The sequence below is a fragment of the Prauserella alba genome, assembly GCF_024171735.1.
Taxonomy (GTDB): domain Bacteria; phylum Actinomycetota; class Actinomycetes; order Mycobacteriales; family Pseudonocardiaceae; genus Prauserella; species Prauserella alba.
Genome location: NZ_JAMTCH010000004.1, coordinates 1,219,050 through 1,236,838, shown reverse-complemented (window position 1 = coordinate 1,236,838; position 17,789 = coordinate 1,219,050). Strand labels below are relative to the sequence as shown.

Below are 17,789 nucleotides of genomic sequence, written 5' to 3'. Positions count from 1 at the left end.
GCACGCAGCGGGAACATGTGCAGGGTGGTGTCCGTTGACTTATCGGTGACGGCTGCGGACGTGGCCGGAGCCGTCGCACGGATTCTCATCGAGGACGCCCCGATGGCCCCGTTCACCGGGCGGTACCCTGATAGAACGGCATTCGCCGCGGGAGCGGGAAACCGTACCAGCGGGAGTTGACAAGACCGTGACGGCGGAAGTCACCACCCACCGCCTAACCAGGGAGGGTCGAGGCCTCAACGGCCGGATCTAATGGACCGCAAGCGCCTGCTCAAGAACCCACTGCTGTGGATAGTCGCGGTTCTGCTGCTCTATTTCGCGTTCAGCATGCTTTTCGACAGCGACCGTGGCTACACGGCGGTGCCGACGTCGCAGGCCGTGCAGCAGATCGAATCCGGCAACGTCACGGAGGCGAACCTCGAGGACAAGGAGCAGCAGCTCAAGCTGCACCTGTCCGACGGCATCAATGTCGACGGCGAGAACGCCAAGCAGATCATCACGAAGTTCCCGGGAGGCGCTTCCGGGCAGCTGTACAACGTTCTGCTCGACGCCCGCACGGGTTCCGGGGACAACGGCCAGAGCATCAAGTTCGACACCACGGTCACGCAGGACTCGTTCTTCACCCAGATGCTCATCTACATGATCCCGCTCGGGATCCTGTTGCTGCTGCTGATGTGGATGATGAACAACGCCCAGGGCGGCGGGAACAAGGTCCTCAACTTCGGCAAGTCCAAGGCCAAGCAGCTCAACAAGGACATGCCGACCACGACGTTCCACGACGTGGCGGGTGCCGACGAGGCCGTCGAGGAACTGCACGAGATCAAGGACTTCCTGAGCAGTCCCGCGCGGTATCAGCAGCTCGGCGCGAAGATCCCGAAGGGTGTGCTGCTCTACGGGCCACCCGGCACCGGTAAGACGCTGCTCGCGCGGGCCGTCGCAGGCGAGGCGGGCGTGCCGTTCTACACCATCTCCGGTTCGGACTTCGTGGAGATGTTCGTCGGTGTCGGCGCCTCGCGGGTGCGTGACCTGTTCGAGCAGGCGAAGCAGAACGCCCCGTGCATCATCTTCGTCGATGAGATCGACGCGGTCGGCAGGCAGCGCGGCGCAGGCATGGGCGGCGGCCACGACGAGCGCGAGCAGACGCTGAACCAGCTGCTCGTCGAGATGGACGGGTTCGACTCGCGCGGGGGCATCATCCTCATCGCCGCGACGAACCGGCCGGACATCCTCGACCCGGCGTTGCTGCGGCCGGGCCGGTTCGACCGGCAGATTCCGGTCGCCGCGCCCGACCTGAAGGGCCGCGAGGCGATCCTTCAGGTGCACTCGGCCGGCAAGCCGCTGGCCGAGAACGTCGACATGAACGGCCTGGCCAAGCGCACGGTCGGCATGTCCGGTGCCGACCTGGCGAACGTCATCAACGAGGCCGCGCTGCTCACCGCACGCCAGCACGGCACGGTGATCACGGACGCATACCTGGAGGAGTCCGTCGACCGTGTGGTGGGCGGCCCGGCACGGAAGAGCCGGATCATCTCCGAGCAGGAACGGAAGATCACCGCGTATCACGAGGGCGGGCATGCGCTGGCCGCGTGGGCGATGCCGGACATCGAACCGGTGTACAAGCTGACGATCCTGCCGCGCGGTCGTACCGGCGGGCACGCGTTGATCGTGCCCGAGGACGACAAGGACTTGATGACCCGTTCGGAGATGATCGGCAGGCTGGTGTTCGCCATGGGCGGACGCACCGCCGAGGAGCTGGTCTTCCACGAGCCGACGACCGGCGCGTCCTCCGACATCGAGCAGGCCACGAAGATCGCCCGCGCGATGGTGACCGAGTACGGCATGAGCCCGCGGCTCGGCGCCGTCAAGTACGGCCAGGAGCAGGGTGACCCGTTCGTCGGCCGTGCCGCCGGACAGCAGGCGAACTACTCCCTCGAGGTCGCACACGAGATCGACGAGGAAGTGCGCAAGCTGATCGAGACCGCGCACACCGAGGCGTGGGAGGTGCTCAACACCTACCGCGACGTGCTCGACGAACTGGTGGCCGAGGTCCTCGAGAAGGAGACGCTGCAGCGCCGCGACCTGGAGCGGATCTTCTCGGCCGTCGAGAAGCGCCCGCGGATCACGGTGTTCAACGAGTTCGGCGACCGGCTCCCCTCCGACAAGCCGCCGATCAAGACACCGCGCGAGCTGGCCGCCGAGCGCGGCGAGCCGTGGCCCGAACCGCAGCCGGAGCCCGCGCCCGTTCCGGCGCCCGCACCACAAGCACCGATGGCAGGCGAGGAACCGCAGACCGGCGAGCTGCCGCAGACCGGGAACCCCCAGGACGCTCCGCAGGGCAGCGTTCCCCAGGGCGGACCGCAGGACCAGCAGAACCCCGGTTCGTACAACCCGTACGCGCCGCCGTCGGGGCCGAACGGGGCCCACGGGCAGAACGGTGGCCACAACGGCGGGCGGCAGTGGCCGGGACCGGGATCGCACCAGGGCGGTCAGCCCGGCCAGCAACACGGCCAGCAGCCGGGATCCCGGCCCGCGGGGCCGCCGAACTACGGCGCGCCGCCCGGGTGGACGCCCGCGACCTCGCCGAATCCGCGGCCGACGCGGCCGTGGGCCCAGCCCAACCCGAATCCCCAGCCGCAGCAGCGCCCGCAGGAGCAGCAGCGCCCGCAGGACGAGGGCGGCTCCGACGAGCAGGACGGTCACCATCGCTAGCGAGGTCTCCGAGAACGGGTACGCGGTGGTCGACGAGGACAGCGTCGACGCACCGCGTGCCACTGGCCGGTCGTTCGATCAGTCGCGCGCGGAGGCCGCCGTGCGCGAACTACTGCTCGCCTGCGGCGAGGACCCGGACCGGGACGGGCTGAGAGAGACGCCCGCGCGGGTGGCGCGGGCGTACCGCGAGATGTTCAGCGGTCTGTACAACGATCCGGACCACGTGCTGGACCGGACGTTCGACGAGAGTCACGAAGAGCTCGTGCTGGTGACGGACATCCCGTTGTACAGCCAGTGCGAACACCACCTGGTGCCGTTCCACGGGGTGGCGCACGTCGGTTACATTCCGAACGCGCAGGGCAAGGTGACGGGACTGTCGAAACTGGCCCGGCTCGTCGATCTGTACGCGAAGCGGCCGCAGGTGCAGGAACGCCTGACGACCGAGGTCGCCGACGCGCTGGACCGCAAGCTGAACCCCCGCGGCGTGATCGTCGTGATCGAGGCCGAGCATCTGTGCATGGCGATGCGGGGTATCCGCAAGCCGGGTGCACGCACCACGACGTCGGCGGTCCGCGGGATCCTGGAGCGTTCGGCGACCTCGCGTGCGGAAGCGTTGCAGCTGATCAAGGGGAACCGGTGAACGAGCGCATTCCGACGGCGGACCGCTGTGTGGTGATGGGCGTCCTGAACGTCACGCCGGACTCGTTCTCCGACGGCGGCAGGTACCTGAGCAGGGAGGACGCGCTCGCGCACGCCCACGCGATGTGGCAGCGCGGCGCCGACATCATCGACGTCGGCGGCGAGTCGACGCGGCCCGGCTCCGAGCGCGTGGACTCCGACACCGAACTCGCGCGGGTCGTACCGGTGGTGCGGCAACTCGCGGCGGACGGCGTCCCGCTGTCGGTCGACACGACGCGCGCCGCGGTCGCCGAGGCCGCCGTCGAAGCGGGCGCACGGATGATCAACGACGTGTCCGGTGGGCTGGCCGATCGGGACATGGCGAAGGTCGCCGCGCAGACCGGCGCCCCGTTCGTGATCATGCACTGGCGCGGTCACAGCAAGGACATGAACGCGCTCGCCGACTACACCGACGTGGTCGCCGAGGTGCGGGACGAACTGCGCGCGCGGGTCGACGAGGCGCTGGCGGCCGGCGTGCCCGCCGACGCGATCGTGCTCGACCCGGGGCTCGGGTTCGCCAAGCGGGCGGAGCACGACTGGGCGCTGCTGAACCGGCTCGACGAGTTCATCGGCATGGGCCTGCCCGTGCTCGTGGGTGCCTCGCGGAAACGGTTCCTCGGCGCACTGCTGGCCGACGCCGACGGCGAACCGCGTCCCGCGTCGGGCAGGGAGGTCGCGACCGCGTCGATCTCCGCACTGTCCGCGGCCGCGGGCGCGTGGGGCGTGCGGGTACACGACGTCGGCGCGTCGCTGGACGCGGTGAAGGTCGCCGCCGCCTGGGCCGAGGGCGGCCGGTGAGCGGACAGGACGGACAGGTGCCGCAGGTCGGGGACCGCATCACCCTGACCGGCCTGCGAGTGTTCGGCAGGCACGGCGTGTTCGACCACGAGAAGCGCGACGGCCAGGAGTTCGTCGTCGACATCACGGCGTGGCTGGACCTCACACGAGCCGCCGCGTCGGACGAACTGACCGAAACGCTGCACTACGGCGAGCTGGCACAACTGGCGGCCGGCATCGTCGGCGGCGAGCCCTGCGACCTCATCGAGGCCGTCGCGGGCCGGATCGCCGACGAGGTGATGGCAGACGAACGGCTGTCGGCGGTCGAGGTGACGGTGCACAAGCCGACGGCGCCGATCCCGCTGACGTTCGCCGACGTAGCGGTGACCGTCCGGAAACAGCGTTGACCCCGGCCGTGCCCCCAGGGGCACTTTGGTTGCATTCAACGCAACCAAAGTGCCCTTGGGGGCGCCCGGGTGGCAGCCGATGAGTACGGCGGTGCTGTCACTGGGGTCGAATCTCGGTGACCGGCTGGCGTACCTCCGGCTGGCCGTCGACGGACTGCGCGACTCGCTCGTCGCGGTGTCGAGCGTGTACGAGACCGCGCCGTGGGGCGTGACCGACCAGCCCGACTTCCTCAACGCGGTGTGCATCGTGGCCGACCCGGCGCGCGACCACTGGGCGTGGCTGCGCGCCGGGCAGGACCTCGAACGCGAGGCCGAGCGCATCCGCGAACAGCGGTGGGGGCCGAGGACGCTCGACGTCGACGTGGTGTCGGTCGACGACGTCCGCTCTGCCGATCCGGAGCTGCGCCTGCCGCACCCGGGAACTGCCGAACGGGCGACCGTGCTCATTCCGTGGCTGGAGATCGACCCGGAGGCCGAGGTGCCGGGCGTCGGACGTGCCGATGCCCTGCTCCCCGCCCTGCCCGCGGCCGATCGCGACGGCGTACACAAGCGCCCCGACCTGTCCCTCTGACGCCCCCGCGGTGGCGGCCCCAGGACCTTCGGTGCCTCGGGCGCTGTCACGCGGAGTACGTCCGCTCGGGCCTGCGGTTCGGGCGCCACGGATCCTCCCCTCGCGCCCGAACCGCCCGGGAACTACGCCGACGTGCGAACCGCCGAGACGATCCACTTCGTCGCGGCGATCCGGCTGGGGATGGGCTGCCAGCCGTTGATGATCGCCAGCAGCTGCCAGTAGCGCTCGGCCCGAGCGTCCCCGCCCGCGTCGATCTGCCCCGCCAGCCACGTGCGGTACTCGGCGTCGTCGACCGGTTCGGGCGCGCCGTCGCCGACGAACCACGCGGACGTGTCGGCCTCCCCGAGCGAGGCCCGCACGATCTCGTCGGCGAGCGCCTTGCCCTCGGCCGACTCCGGGGACAACCCGGCGTCGACGGACCGTTGCGCCCGCGCGTGCCAGTCCTCCCAACGCTCCTTCTGCGCCCACGAGAACGCGTCGATGTCGTGGCCCGCCTCGCGCCGCTGCGCCTGCTGCTCGCCCATGCCCCGGATCAGCGCCCGGAACTCCGCATCGGACACGAGCTCGGCGAACTCGATCCACGCCTCCAGCTGTTCCGGCGACGGGTCGTCCGGCAACTCGGGTTTGGCTGACCGCATCCACGCGTAGAACTGCGTGTCCACATCGAGGCCCGCGGTGACCTCGTCCCAGAACTCGTCGACGAGACGCTTGCGCTCCTCGTCCGACATCGATGCCAGCTTGCTCATCAATTCCACCTCTTCCAACTCGGATTCACGGTTCGCGACCGCCCGCAACACGGCCCTGCGGTGGTGCAGCTCGCGCAGCCGGTCGTCGAGCGCAGCCACGTGCGCCTTCGCCAGCTCCGCGACCGTCGACGCCCCGGCCAGCACCCGTTCGATGTCGGCGAGGCCGAGACCGAGCTCGCGCAGGGTGCGCACGAGTTCCAGTCGCGCCAGTGCGGTGACGTCGTAGAGCCGGTAGCCGGCCGCGGTGCGGTCGCTGGGAGGCACGAGACCTTCGTCGGAGTAGAACCGGATCGTCTTCACCGGCAGGCCGGTGCGCCGTGCCAGTTCGCCGATCGTGAACGTTCCCGATGGGGTCATCTCCGCCTCCACGAATCCGAGCCTCGAGGCTCCAGTCGGTGGAGAGTCAACAACAGTTCCGAGACTCGTGCCCGCCGATTCGTGAACCGGCGTCGATCGGCGGTCTCCGGCGACGTCGACCGGCGGTCTCCGACGACACGGTCCTGCGGCGGGACGTCCTCGATGGATGGTCGGCGGACGACGGGCTCGGCTCAGAACACGCGCGCCAGGAGTGCAGGCCGCGGCGACGGGTGCAGAACACATGTGCCCGAACGCAGGACATGCGTGCCTGAACGCAGGACACGCGTGCCTGAGTGCGGGACATGCGGTGCGGTGGGGCCCAGTACGGTTGGGACATGCACTTCACGCGCCCTCGCGAGCTGGTCGTCGCCGGGCTGATCGGGCTCGTCGCGGTGTATCTGCTCTTCGAGTTCGCGTACGGACAGCTGCCGAGTCTGCCGACGCTCGCGGGCGCGACGTTGCTCGTGCTCGCCGGGATCGAGACGGTGCTGGCGTTCGTGGTGCGCGGTCGCATCCGCGAGGGACGTGTCATCACGGGGCTCGGCATCGCCCGTGCGGTCGCGCTCGCGAAGGCGTCGTCGTTGCTCGGGGCGCTCATGCTCGGCGCCTGGCTCGCCGGTGTGGCATTCCTCGCGCCGCAGGCGGGCGACATCACGGCGGCTGCCGACGATCTGCCTGCCGCGATCGTCGGAGCCGCGTGCGCAGCGGTGTTGATCGGCGCCGCGTTGTGGCTCGAATACTGTTGTCGCGCACCGGATACCGGCGACCGCAACGAGTGATCACAACCGACCGGCCAGCGATCAGAACCTGCCGCTCGAAGTACCGACGAGGTCACGATCGGGCAACCGGAAGGTACGGTATCCGGCATGACTGGCGAGGGTGATGACGAGCCCGGCCGCAGATCGGGCGGCCGACTGTGGCCGGCCGTGGGCGTGCTGCTCGCGCTCGGCGCCACCGTCGCACTGATCCTGGCCGAGGACATGCGGCTGCTTCGGCTCGGCATTCTGGCCGCCCTCTGGGCGGCGCTCATCGGTACGTTCCTCGCGACGCGGTATCGCAAGAAGGCCGCCGAAACCCGGGTGGCCGCGTCGAGGGCCCAGGAGATCTACGAACTCGAGCTGGAGCGTGAGGTCGCCGCCCGTCACGAGTTCGAGCTCGAGGTCGAGGCCGAGACCAGGGAACGTGTCGAGGACGAGTCCCGTGCCGAACTCGAGGCGCTGCGCGCCGAGGTCTCGTCGTTGCGGGAGAGCCTGCAGTCTCTTTTCGGCGGTGAGGTGATGTGGGAGCGGATCGCACTCACCGCCCAGTCGACACGCATGCGCTCGTTCGGTGACGACCGGCCGCTCGTCACCGCGGGGGAGAATCCGGAGAAACCCCGGCTGACCGCGGGACGCGGCGAGAATCCCACCGAGTTCATCGGACGTGTCGTCGATGCCGACGGCGGCGACGCCGGCGCCATCGCCAGGGCCATCGGTACGGCGGGCCGCGGCGGCAACGGCTCGTCACCCGCCTCGAACGGCGCTGGCTCGAACGGCGCTGTGTCGAACGGCGCTGTGTCGAACGGCTCGTCAAAGGGAGCTGCCTCGAACGGAGCGGCACGGAACGGGGCTGTGTCGAACGGTGCCGCGTCGAACGGGGCCGCTGCCAACGGTGCAATGGCCAACGGTGCAGTGGCGAAGGGGGCAGCGCCGAACGGGGTGGCGCCGAATGGAGCCCCGCCACACGGTGACGCGCGGCGAGGCGCCGCATCCGCTGCGGCGCACAACGGCACCGCGGCGCACAACGGCACCGCGGCGGACTCCCGGCAGCACACCGGACGTTCCGAATCGGCTTCGCAGTCGACGGCCTGGTTCGCACCGACCGCAACGCGGGCCGGTGACACCGCCGACGACATGGCCGACGATGACGATGGCGAACTCGACGAGTACGCCGACGGCGTCGACGACGAGTCCGACACCGACCGCGCACCCGCTCCCGCGCCGTCCGCCGATCCGCAGGCAGCTCCCCGTAAGGCCCGCGGTCCCCAGCGGCGTCAGCAGCCGGGCGCGCCTCCGGCGCCGCCGCGGCAGCGCCACGGCACGCCACCGGCGATGGACCGGCGATCGGGCACAGCGCAACCCCAGGCCCCTCGAACACAGGCGCCCACGCGGCAGCCCCAGGCAGCGGCCCTGCAGTCGCAGTCACCACAGCAGTCCCAGTCGGCCCAGCAGCCCCCGGCCCAGTCTCGTGACCGGCAGCAGGGCGGAGGGCAGCCGCAACGAGACCCTTCGGAACCGCCCGCGGCCCGTACACGGGTCGTTCCCGGGGTGTCTGGGGAGTACGGCGACGGTGAACGGGCGGGCGCGCAGGCTCCCGAGGCCGGTTCGCCCGACGAGGACCCGACGCGCCGCGTGCGTGCCCGCGAAGCCGCCGCGGCGAAGGAGCGCTTCCGCCCGGCGCAGCGGGCCGGTGCTCCGCAGTCGCCGGGTTCGTCACCGGCACGGCCGCAGCCGCCGCAGTCGCAGTCGTCGGATTCGGCGCACTCCTCCCCGCCGGCGTCTGCCGGTCCGGTGCCGCCGCGGGCCGCCGAGTCGCGCCCGGCGCAGCAGCCCGCGCAGCAGGACGGGAGCCGTCAAGACCGGAGCGGCCAGGATCGGAGTGGTCAGGACCGGAGCGGTGGCGGCCGTGGTGGTCCCGACCAGGGTGGTTCCGACCAGGGGGGTCGGAACGCGGTCGCGGCCACGGCGCAGCAGCCCGCGGCTCCGGCCGCCTCGCAGGACCGCTCCACGGGGTCACCCTCACGGCCGAGCGAACCCCGCAATGAGGGTCAAAATCGACGTGACGTTGACCTCACTCGGGCGAGTGACGCGGGCGCGCGTGCGCGTTCTGCCTCGCAACCTGGGCCTTCGGCTGGTCAGGGTATGGACGAGCCCGGATCACAGACCGCTTACGCTCAGGTACCCGAGACAGACTCCGGAGGGGCGCGTGACACACGCGCCGGCGCTCCGAAGGCCGCCGAGCCGGCACCCGAGGTGGCTCAGGCGGAACAACCGATCGCGAAGGGACCCCTTCCACCCATGTCTTACCCCGAGCAGCCCGCCGGCGCGGCCGACTCGACCGAGGCCTCCGGCGAGGATTCCGTCGTCAACCCGACGTTGCCGCCCGAGGTGCGCGACCTCGCGCGCAAGCCGGGTGGTCGTCGTAGGCGTGCCGAGCCGGAGGACGAGGATTCGCAGGCCGAGGATGCGTCCGAGGCCGGCGGCGGTCGTCGCCGTGCCCCGGACGCGGAGGACGGCGAGCCCACCGGGTCGCACTCCTCCGGCCGTTCGGTGAGCGAACTCCTCGCCGCCTACGGCACGGGCGACACGACGCCGCGCCGTCGTCGCCGCGCCGAGGACTGAGCCTCCCAGCTTCTGACACGCGCCCTCCGGGGCACCGTGGCCGCGTCGTCCGCGGCCGGGTGCCGTGGAGGGCGCTGTCGTACGAGCGACGAAGCCGTGGCGCCGGCGCTCGCGGTCCGTATCGCTCACCCGGGCGTCGGGGCGTGCTACTACCCTGCGCGGCGTGAACGGAGCGGCGACCGTCGTGCGGCACGCCCGGCGGAACATGACACGGCTGGTCACCGTGCTGGTGCCGGTGACCGGCATGGTCGCGGTCGCGATCTGCGGCCTGATCGTCTTCGGGCTGGTCACCGTCCAGGCGGGTGCGCTGCCCGTGGTCGTCGGCGTGATCGCCGCCGTGGTGCCCGTCTCCATCGTCACGGCCGCACTGCTGTGGGTCGACAGGTGGGAACCCGAACCGGCCAGGTATGTGCTGCTGACGTTCCTGTGGGGCGCGTGCGTGGCGACGCTGCTGGCGCTGCTGGTCAACGACACGGCCAAGAGCGTCGGCGACTTCCTCCTCGGTTTCGAGGGCGGCAGCAGGATCGCCACGGTCGTCTCCGCGCCGCTGGTGGAGGAGGCGATCAAGGCCGTGCCGCTCGTCGCGGTGCTGCTGCGCCGGCGGAGCGAGTTCAACGGCGTGGTCGACGGCATCGTGTACGCGGGGTTCAGCGCGGCCGGGTTCGCGTTCACCGAGAACGTCTACTACTTCGCCAGCGCGTTCAACGAGGCCGGTTTCGGCGACGGCATGTCCTCGGGCGTGCTCGCGGCGTTCACGCTGCGGGGGGTGATGTCGCCCTTCGCGCATCCGTTGTTCTCCGTGGTCATCGGCATCGGCGTGGCGCTCACGGTGCAGAAGCGCTACTACGGCGCGGCCCGGTTCGCGCTGCCCGTGGTGTCCTATTTCGGGGCCGTGTCCCTGCACGCGCTGTGGAACGCGGCGGCGACCCTGGGCGGGGCGCGGACCTTCCTCAACGTCTACTTCCTGATCATGGCTCCGCTGTTCATCGGCGTCGGCCTGATCGTGGTGTGGCAGCGTCGCCGCGAGCAGCGGATCGTGGCCGGGGCGCTGCCGGCGATGGCCCGCCGCGGCTGGATCGCCCCGTCGGAGGTCGAGCTGCTGTCGGATCTGGCGGCGCGCCGGCAGTGGCGCAGGCAGGCACGTCGTGAATCGGGTGCCGACGCGGCGAGGGCCGTCGGCGACTACCAATCCGCGGTGACGGAGCTGGCGTTCCTGCGGCGCAGGGGCGTCACCACCGACGGCGATCGCGCTCGTCACGACAGTCTGCTCGCCGAGGCACAGCAGGCGCGGGCCGAGGCCGTGACCCTTGCGGGCGCCGGGTGAAGCTGGTCACCCGAGCGCGTGACGACGTGCGAATGGGCGCTACGCTCGCGGCGTCGTCTGGTACCCGCGACGAGGTCGGGACTGGAACGAGTTTTGGGAGTTTTGCGGCCATGAGCCTCCGAAGGGGCGCGCGATGACGCGGCCTGCCCGCCTCGCGGTGGGCGTCGTGTCGGCGGGACGTGTCGGCAGTGTTCTCGGCGCTGCGCTGACCAGCGCCGGGCATGTCGTGAGCGCCGTCAGCGCGGTGTCGGACGCATCCGTCCTGCGCGCCGAACGTCTGCTGCCGGACGCCGAGATCCTGCCGCCCGACGAGGTCGCCCGGCGCGCCGATCTGGTGCTGCTGGCGCTGCCCGACGACGTCCTCGAATCGATGACCGCGGGCCTGGCCGGTGCGGGTGCGCTGCGCCCCGGTCAGATCGTCGTCCACACATCGGGTGCCCACGGTGTCGGCGCGTTGCATGCCGCGGCCGATGTGGGTGCGCTGCCGCTGGCACTGCACCCGGTCATGACGTTCACCGGCCGCGCCGAGGACCTGGACCGGCTGACCACGGCCAGCGTCGGCATCACCGCGACATCCGGCGACGACGCCGCGTGGCACGTCGGGGAGGCGCTGACCGTCGAGATGGGCGCCGAGCCCGTCCGCGTGCCGGAGGCCGCCCGTCCGATCTACCACGCGGCGCTGGCCCACGGTGCCAATCACCTGGCCACGGTCGTCGCCGACTGCGTCGACCTGCTCGCCGACGCCGGCGTCGACCACCCGGACCGGGTCGTGGCGCCGCTGCTGTCGGCCTCGCTCGACAATTCGCTCCGCCATCACGGCCGTGCCCTGACCGGGCCGGTTGCCCGCGGTGACACCGGCACCGTGACCGCACACCTGCGGGTGCTGGCCGAACGGGCGCCGGACGTCGAACCGACCTATACCGCGCTTGCCCGCCGCACCGTCGCGCGGGCGAGACTCGCAGGGCTGCTCGGCGAGGACGCCGCGGCCGAACTGGAAAACCTCCTCGACAACCGATCCTGACAGGCAGCGAACCTCCCATGACTTTCCCGAAGAACACGCCGAAGTTCACGCGAAACGAGCTGAACGTCTACCGCCGCCCCTCGGAGGTGTCGCAGGTGACGGCTGCGCTCCGTGGGGTCGGCCGCAACCTCGCACTCGTGCCCACGATGGGTGCGCTGCACGCCGGGCACCGCGAACTGATCCGCAGGGCGAAGCGGTTGCCGAACACGATCGTCGCCGTGTCGATCTTCGTGAATCCGCTGCAGTTCGGCGAGGGCGAGGATTTCGAGGCCTATCCGCGCAGCCTCGACCACGACCTCGAGACGCTGCGGGAACTCGGTGTCGAGCTCGTGTTCCTCCCGGAGGTCGAGGACCTGTACGGCCGATCGGGTGTCACGGTGACGCTCGACCCCGGCCCGCTCGGCGGCGAACTCGAAGGCGAGATGCGGCCGGGGCACTTCAGCGGCATGCTCACCGTCGTGGCCAAGCTGCTGAACATCACGCGCCCGCACTACGCCTTCTTCGGGGAGAAGGACTATCAGCAGCTCGTGCTGGTCAAGCGCATGGTCGAGGACCTGAACCTGGAGACGCGCATCGTCGGCGTGCCGACGGTGCGGGAGGATGACGGGCTCGCCCTGTCGTCGCGGAACGCCTATCTGTCCGAAGAGGACCGCCGCGGTGCCGCCGCCTTGTCGACCGCCCTGGGGATGGGCGTGCACGCGGGAGCCGACGGTGCGGAGGCGGTTCTCGACGCCGCGCACCGGGAACTGGCGGCGCATCCGGAGATCGAGATCGAATATGTGGAGTTGAGGGGAACCGATCTGGGGCCCGCACCCGTCGATGGTGACGCGAGGTTGTTGATCGCGGCCAAGGTCGGCCGCACCAGGTTGATCGACAACACGCCGGTGCCGCTCGGCGCCGCCGCGACGGGAGGCGGTGACCAGGATGCCGTGGGCGACGACGACGCGGCAGGTGACGGCCCGAAAGCCGCCACAGCGGGAACAACTCCGTCTCAGCAGGGGTATTAAGGGAGTCGCAGATGTACCGCACCATGCTCAAGTCGAAGATCCACAGAGCCACGGTGACGCAGGCCGACCTGCACTACGTGGGCTCGGTGACGGTGGACGAGGCCCTGATGGAGGCCGCCGACCTGTTGCCGGGCGAGATGGTGGCCATTGTGGACGTCACCAACGGCGCGCGGCTCGAGACCTACGTCATCCCCGGTGAGCGTGACAGCGGGGTGCTGGGTATCAACGGCGCCGCGGCGCACCTGGTGCACCCGGGCGACATCGTCATTCTCATCGCCTACGGCCAGATGGACGACGCCGAGGCCAGGACGTTCCGGCCGCGGGTCATCTTCGTCGACGCCGACAACCGCATCGCCGACCGCGGCGCCGACGCGGGCCACGCCCCTGAGGGTTCCGGTCTGGTCTCCGGTGCGCTGCCGATCGACGACACCGGGCACGCGTTCATCGAAGGTGAGCTGCCCGCGTTCCCCGTTGCCGAGACCGCCGACGCCGCCCGCCTCGACGCGCTGTTGTACGCGGAGGGCTGAGGCGCGCGTGCTGCTCACCATCGACGTCGGGAACACCAACATCTCGCTCGGGCTGTATCCCGAGGAGGGTTCCCGCGTCGAACTGGTGCGTGACTGGCGCATGCGCACCGACTCGCAGATCACCGCCGACGAGCTGGCGCTGACCATGCGAGGTCTGCTGGGCGAGTACGCGGACCGCATCACCGCGATCAGCGCCCTGTCGACCGTGCCGGCCGTACTGCGTGAGTTGCGGGTGATGCTCGGCCGCTACTACGCGGATGTGCCCACCGTGGTGGTCGAGCCCGGGGTGCGCACCGGTGTGCCGCTGCATGTGGACAACCCGAAGGAGGTCGGCGCCGACCGGCTCGTCAACACGCTCGCGGCCTATCACCTGTGCGGGACCGCGTGCGTGGTCGTCGACTTCGGCACGTCCACGAACGTCGACGCCATTTCCGCGAAGGGTGAGTTCCTCGGCGGCGCGTTCGCCCCGGGTATCGAGATCTCCGTCGACGCGCTCGCGGCCCGGGCGGCAGCGCTGCGCAAGGTGGAGCTGACACCGCCGCGTTCGGTGATCGGGAAGACGACCGTGGAATGCCTCCAATCCGGCATTCTGTTCGGTTTCGCAGGTCAGGTCGACGGTCTCGTTCGCAGGATCGCGAAGGAACTCGGTGACGGCCCCGTCGAGGTGATCGCAACCGGCGGCCTGGCGCCGTTGGTGCTCGGCGAATCGGAGACCATCACCGAACACCGGCCCGACCTCACGTTGCTGGGTCTCAAGCTCGTCCGCGAACGGAATCCGGAGCGCGGTACCGACCGCGCCGCCCGGCGGAAATAGCAGGAGGCGACGGCCCGGCCGATGGCAGGAGCCGGTTCACGAGCTCGCTTCGGCCATTCGTACGCTGGTGCGCATGAGCGATATCCCGGAACACTCCCAGAGCGACGACGACCTGCCGGAGCAGCTGCGGGTGCGCCGGGACAAGCGTGACCGCCTGCTCACCGGCGGTGTCGAACCGTATCCCGTCGAGGTGCCGCGCACGCACACACTCGCGCAGGTCCGGGCCTCCCACCCCGAGCTGCCCGCCGACACGCAGACCGGTGACGTGGTGGGCGTGACCGGCCGTGTCATGTTCATGCGCAACACGGGCAAGTTGTGCTTCGCCACGCTGCGCGAGGGTGACGGCACGGAACTGCAGGCCATGCTGAGTCTGGCCAACGTCGGCGAGGAGTCCCTGTCGGCGTGGAAGTCCGATGTCGACCTCGGTGACCACGTGTTCGTGCACGGCGAGGTGATCACCTCGAAGCGCGGCGAGTTGTCGGTCATGGCCGATTCGTGGCAGCTCACGTCGAAGGCGATGCGCCCGCTGCCCGTCGCGCACAAGGAGATGTCGGAGGAATCGCGGGTCCGGCAGCGTTACGCCGATCTGATCGTGCGGCCGCGGGCTCGCGAGGTCGTGCGCACGCGCGCGAACGTGCTGCGCGCACTGCGCGATTCGTTCCACGGCCGCGGATTCACCGAGGTCGAGACGCCGATGCTGCAGACGTTGCACGGCGGGGCTTCGGCCAGGCCGTTCACGACCCATTCCAACGCCTTCGACATGGACCTCTACCTCCGTATCGCCCCGGAGCTGCATCTCAAGCGGTGCGTCGTCGGTGGTATCGAGAAGGTCTTCGAGATCAACCGCAACTTCCGGAATGAGGGCAGCGACTCCTCGCATTCCCCCGAGTTCGCGATGCTCGAATACTACGAGGCGTATGCGACGTACGACACAATCGCCGAACTGACGAAACAGCTCGTCCAGGAAGCCGCGGAAGCCGCATTCGGTTCACAGATCGTCACGCTGCACGACGGAACGGAGTACGATCTCTCCGGCGAGTGGGCGTCGATCACAATGTACGAGTCGCTCTCCGAAGCGCTCGGTGAGGAAGTCACGCCGGAAACGACCGCGGAGAAACTGCACGCCGTCGCCGAGGCGCGCGGCATCGAGGTCGATCCCAAGCTCACCCACGGCAAGCTCGTGGAAGAACTGTGGGAGGAGCTGGTCGGCGACCATCTGTACGCGCCGACATTCGTGCGGGACTTCCCGGAGGAAACCTCGCCGCTCACCCGTGCGCACCGGACCAAGCCGGGGATCGCGGAAAAGTGGGACCTGTATGTGCGGGGATTCGAGCTGGCCACCGGCTACTCCGAACTGGTCGATCCGGTCATCGAAAGGGAGCGGCTGACCGCGCAGTCCAAGCTGGCGGCCGGCGGTGACGAAGAGGCCATGCAGCTGGACGAGGATTTCCTCCGGGCGCTCGAGTACGGAATGCCGCCGACCGGGGGCGCCGGAATGGGAGTGGACCGGCTCCTCATGGCCCTCACCGGTCTCGGTATCCGGGAAACCATCCTGTTTCCGCTGGTCCGGCCCGAATAGTTTCGATCTGCCGGTCACGATGGGAGGCGAGGTGAAGTCGTCTCCCATCCGTCGGGAAACCCGACAAAACTCGGGCGTCTGATTTGCTTTTATGAGTTAGCAGGGGTATTACTGTCAGCAGTTCCCCGACTTTGCCTCATGGGGACCGCTCGCCCGGCCGGATCGGCAAGCCGGTTCGGTTGTACGGTTCCATGAGGTTTCCGGCACCGATGGGGATCGGCGGTCTCATCGGTCTATCGCAGGTTTCACAGGAGGAAAGCAAGGATGGCGCAGAAGGTTCTCGTCTCCCTCGTCGACGACCTTGACGGGTCGGAGGCGGAAGAGACCGTCGAGTTCGGTCTGGACGGTGTGACGTACGAGATCGACCTCTCGGCGGAAAACGCCGAGGAATTGCGTGACGCGCTCGCGCAGTACGTCGAGCACGCCCGCAGGGCGGGCGGTCGCAAGCGCACGACCCGCGCCACCGCGTCGAAGCCGCAGGCAGGCCGTAGCGCCGCGGTCGACCGTGAACAGAACCAGGCGATTCGTGCCTGGGCGCGCAAGAACGGTTACGACGTTTCCGACCGTGGTCGTATCCCGTCCGAGGTTGTCGACGCCTACCACCGCAAGAACTGAGTGGGCGTCGGCGTCTGCGCGCTTCACGGCCGCACGGCGCTCGAACGAGTCTTCGAAGGGCCTCCCGGTGTCACACCGGGAGGCCCTTCGTATTTGTGATCGCGGTTACGTCGTGATCGGGTTCGCCGGTGCGGAGCCGATGATGTGGAACCGGTGACGCCGAGGTGTTCCGCCCGCCGCCGGGCGCGGCCGGTCACCGGGTGTGGACCGGTCACGGACCGGGTCGCAGGTGCTGATCCTGTGGGTGGCGGCGGAGCCGTGGGCAGCCGGCGCACTCGTCGCGGCCGGGGAGCAGGTGGGTGAAGCAGCAGCTCTGCCGCTGTCTGGCCCAGCCGTCGTCGCCGGAGCCGAGTGTCGACGGCGACGTCAGCGGGGCGAACGCGGCGTCCAGCACCAGCGTGGCGTCGGCGACGCCGCCGCCCTCGTCGCCGCAGTCGCGCCCGGCCCACCAGAGACAGTCGTCGAGCGCGTCGGTGGCCGCCGACCACAGGGTGCGGGTGCCGATGCGGCTCGCGTCCCGGTAGGTGCGGACGAACCGGGCCGCGTGGGCGGTGTAGCGGCCACGCAGCACGCCGGCGAGTGTCCGTTCGTCGGCGGCGACGGAGGTCTGCGGGTCGGCGCACGCCGGGTCGAACGGCAGGCACGCGAATCCCTTGCCGAGGACGGCGATCGCCTCGGGGCTCGGCCGTCCGTGGTCGGCGAGGCGCACCGCCAGGTCGGCGGGGCGCAGCGAGGGCACGCGGCGTTCGTGGAACAGCAGTGCCGCACCGGCGTACGCCGGGACGCGCAGGTACCAGGACATGACGTAGGCGAGCGCGGTGCGGCCCGGCGCCTCGCCGTAGGTCTCCTGCAGCCACTCGACGGTGCGCGCCCACCAGGAAGCGAAGTACTGCGGGTCGTCGAGCAGGTCGGAGCAGCGGACCCAGCCGGGGCCGGAGGCCGCGGCCGTGAGCGTGAACCGGTCCTGCGCGGCGTCGATCCGGGAGAGTGACGCGGCCAGGGCCGTGTCGCTGCGGACGGCGTCGGTCGTGGCCGTGCCGCCGGTCCGGGAGATGTCGGGGCGGCTGCCGGCCGGCGTGTCGCGGCCCCCGTCGCCGTGGTCGGTATGGCTGCCGTTGGTGCCTGCCCGGACGGCCGCTTCCCCGCGGACACTGTGTGCAGCGTCACCCACGGATCGGTCGACGGTCACGGCGTGCTCCAACGGTGTCGCGGTGCGGCGGCGGCTGCCGCCGGCGCCGGAAGCATTTAAGGGGAGCCTAACCTAAACCTCAAGGGGA

Annotated in this window: 15 protein-coding genes and 1 pseudogene; 14 read left to right on the top strand and 2 right to left on the bottom strand. The window is 70.2% G+C overall.

Translation table 11 applies throughout. The annotated features are described in order from the left end of the window. Positions 1–252: 252 nt before the first annotated feature. The 5 genes from ftsH to folK all read left to right on the top strand — a co-directional run bounded on the left by ftsH (position 253) and on the right by folK (position 5,142). Entirely contained in the window at positions 253–2,709 is a 2,457-nt protein-coding gene (gene ftsH / locus LY12_RS14550) for an ATP-dependent zinc metalloprotease FtsH (RefSeq protein WP_253856917.1), read from the top strand. Positions 2,710–2,734: 25 nt separating this feature from the next. Beyond that, positions 2,735–3,349, top strand: coding sequence for a GTP cyclohydrolase I FolE (gene folE / locus LY12_RS14545; RefSeq protein WP_253856915.1), 615 nt, complete (start codon positions 2,735–2,737; stop codon positions 3,347–3,349). 35 nt (positions 3,350–3,384) lie between these two features. Further along, the gene (gene folP, locus LY12_RS14540; protein WP_253857416.1) at positions 3,385–4,185 is read left to right on the top strand and encodes a dihydropteroate synthase; all 801 of its coding nucleotides are present in this window, start codon (positions 3,385–3,387) and stop codon (positions 4,183–4,185) included. Next, on the top strand, positions 4,182–4,571 hold the full coding sequence (gene folB, locus LY12_RS14535; protein WP_253856913.1) for a dihydroneopterin aldolase: 390 nt from the start codon (positions 4,182–4,184) through the stop codon (positions 4,569–4,571). Before folP ends, folB begins: the two co-directional genes overlap by 4 nt. Positions 4,572–4,650: 79 nt before the next feature. Next, positions 4,651–5,142, top strand: coding sequence for a 2-amino-4-hydroxy-6-hydroxymethyldihydropteridine diphosphokinase (gene folK, locus LY12_RS14530; protein WP_253856894.1), 492 nt, complete (start codon positions 4,651–4,653; stop codon positions 5,140–5,142). Positions 5,143–5,264: 122 nt separating this feature from the next. Here folK and LY12_RS14525 read toward each other — a convergent pair whose 3' ends face one another. Further along, on the bottom strand, positions 5,265–6,245 hold the full coding sequence (locus LY12_RS14525; protein WP_253856892.1) for a helix-turn-helix domain-containing protein: 981 nt from the start codon (positions 6,243–6,245) through the stop codon (positions 5,265–5,267). A gap of 335 nt (positions 6,246–6,580) precedes the next feature. Between LY12_RS14525 and LY12_RS14520 the strand changes: the two genes are divergently transcribed. The 9 genes and pseudogenes from LY12_RS14520 (at position 6,581) to LY12_RS14480 (ending at position 16,512) form a co-directional block, all read left to right on the top strand. Continuing rightward, positions 6,581–7,024: a DUF3180 domain-containing protein gene (locus LY12_RS14520; RefSeq protein WP_253856890.1), complete on the top strand. Its 444-nt coding sequence runs from the start codon at positions 6,581–6,583 to the stop codon at positions 7,022–7,024. A gap of 87 nt (positions 7,025–7,111) precedes the next feature. After that, positions 7,112–9,625, top strand: a complete 2,514-nt coding sequence (locus LY12_RS14515) for a DUF6779 domain-containing protein (protein ID WP_253856888.1) — start codon at positions 7,112–7,114, stop codon at positions 9,623–9,625. A 205-nt stretch (positions 9,626–9,830) separates the two neighbouring features. After that, entirely contained in the window at positions 9,831–10,949 is a 1,119-nt protein-coding gene (locus tag LY12_RS14510; RefSeq protein ID WP_253857412.1) for a PrsW family intramembrane metalloprotease, read from the top strand. 124 nt (positions 10,950–11,073) lie between these two features. Next, positions 11,074–11,970, top strand: a pseudogene (locus tag LY12_RS14505) (Rossmann-like and DUF2520 domain-containing protein); the annotation flags it as partial. 17 nt (positions 11,971–11,987) lie between these two features. Beyond that, positions 11,988–12,977: a pantoate--beta-alanine ligase gene (panC, locus tag LY12_RS14500; RefSeq protein WP_253856886.1), complete on the top strand. Its 990-nt coding sequence runs from the start codon at positions 11,988–11,990 to the stop codon at positions 12,975–12,977. Between the two features lie 11 nt (positions 12,978–12,988). Then, on the top strand, positions 12,989–13,504 hold the full coding sequence (panD, locus tag LY12_RS14495) for an aspartate 1-decarboxylase (protein WP_253856885.1): 516 nt from the start codon (positions 12,989–12,991) through the stop codon (positions 13,502–13,504). 7 nt (positions 13,505–13,511) lie between these two features. Continuing rightward, on the top strand, positions 13,512–14,318 hold the full coding sequence (locus LY12_RS14490) for a type III pantothenate kinase (RefSeq protein ID WP_253856884.1): 807 nt from the start codon (positions 13,512–13,514) through the stop codon (positions 14,316–14,318). 73 nt (positions 14,319–14,391) lie between these two features. Then, complete coding sequence (gene lysS, locus LY12_RS14485) at positions 14,392–15,897, top strand: lysine--tRNA ligase (RefSeq protein WP_253856883.1); 1,506 nt, start codon at positions 14,392–14,394, stop codon at positions 15,895–15,897. A 264-nt stretch (positions 15,898–16,161) separates the two neighbouring features. Continuing rightward, entirely contained in the window at positions 16,162–16,512 is a 351-nt protein-coding gene (locus LY12_RS14480) for a histone-like nucleoid-structuring protein Lsr2 (protein WP_183649029.1), read from the top strand. Between the two features lie 211 nt (positions 16,513–16,723). Here LY12_RS14480 and LY12_RS14475 read toward each other — a convergent pair whose 3' ends face one another. Next, entirely contained in the window at positions 16,724–17,701 is a 978-nt protein-coding gene (locus LY12_RS14475) for a (2Fe-2S)-binding protein (RefSeq protein WP_253856881.1), read from the bottom strand. Positions 17,702–17,789: the final 88 nt, after the last annotated feature.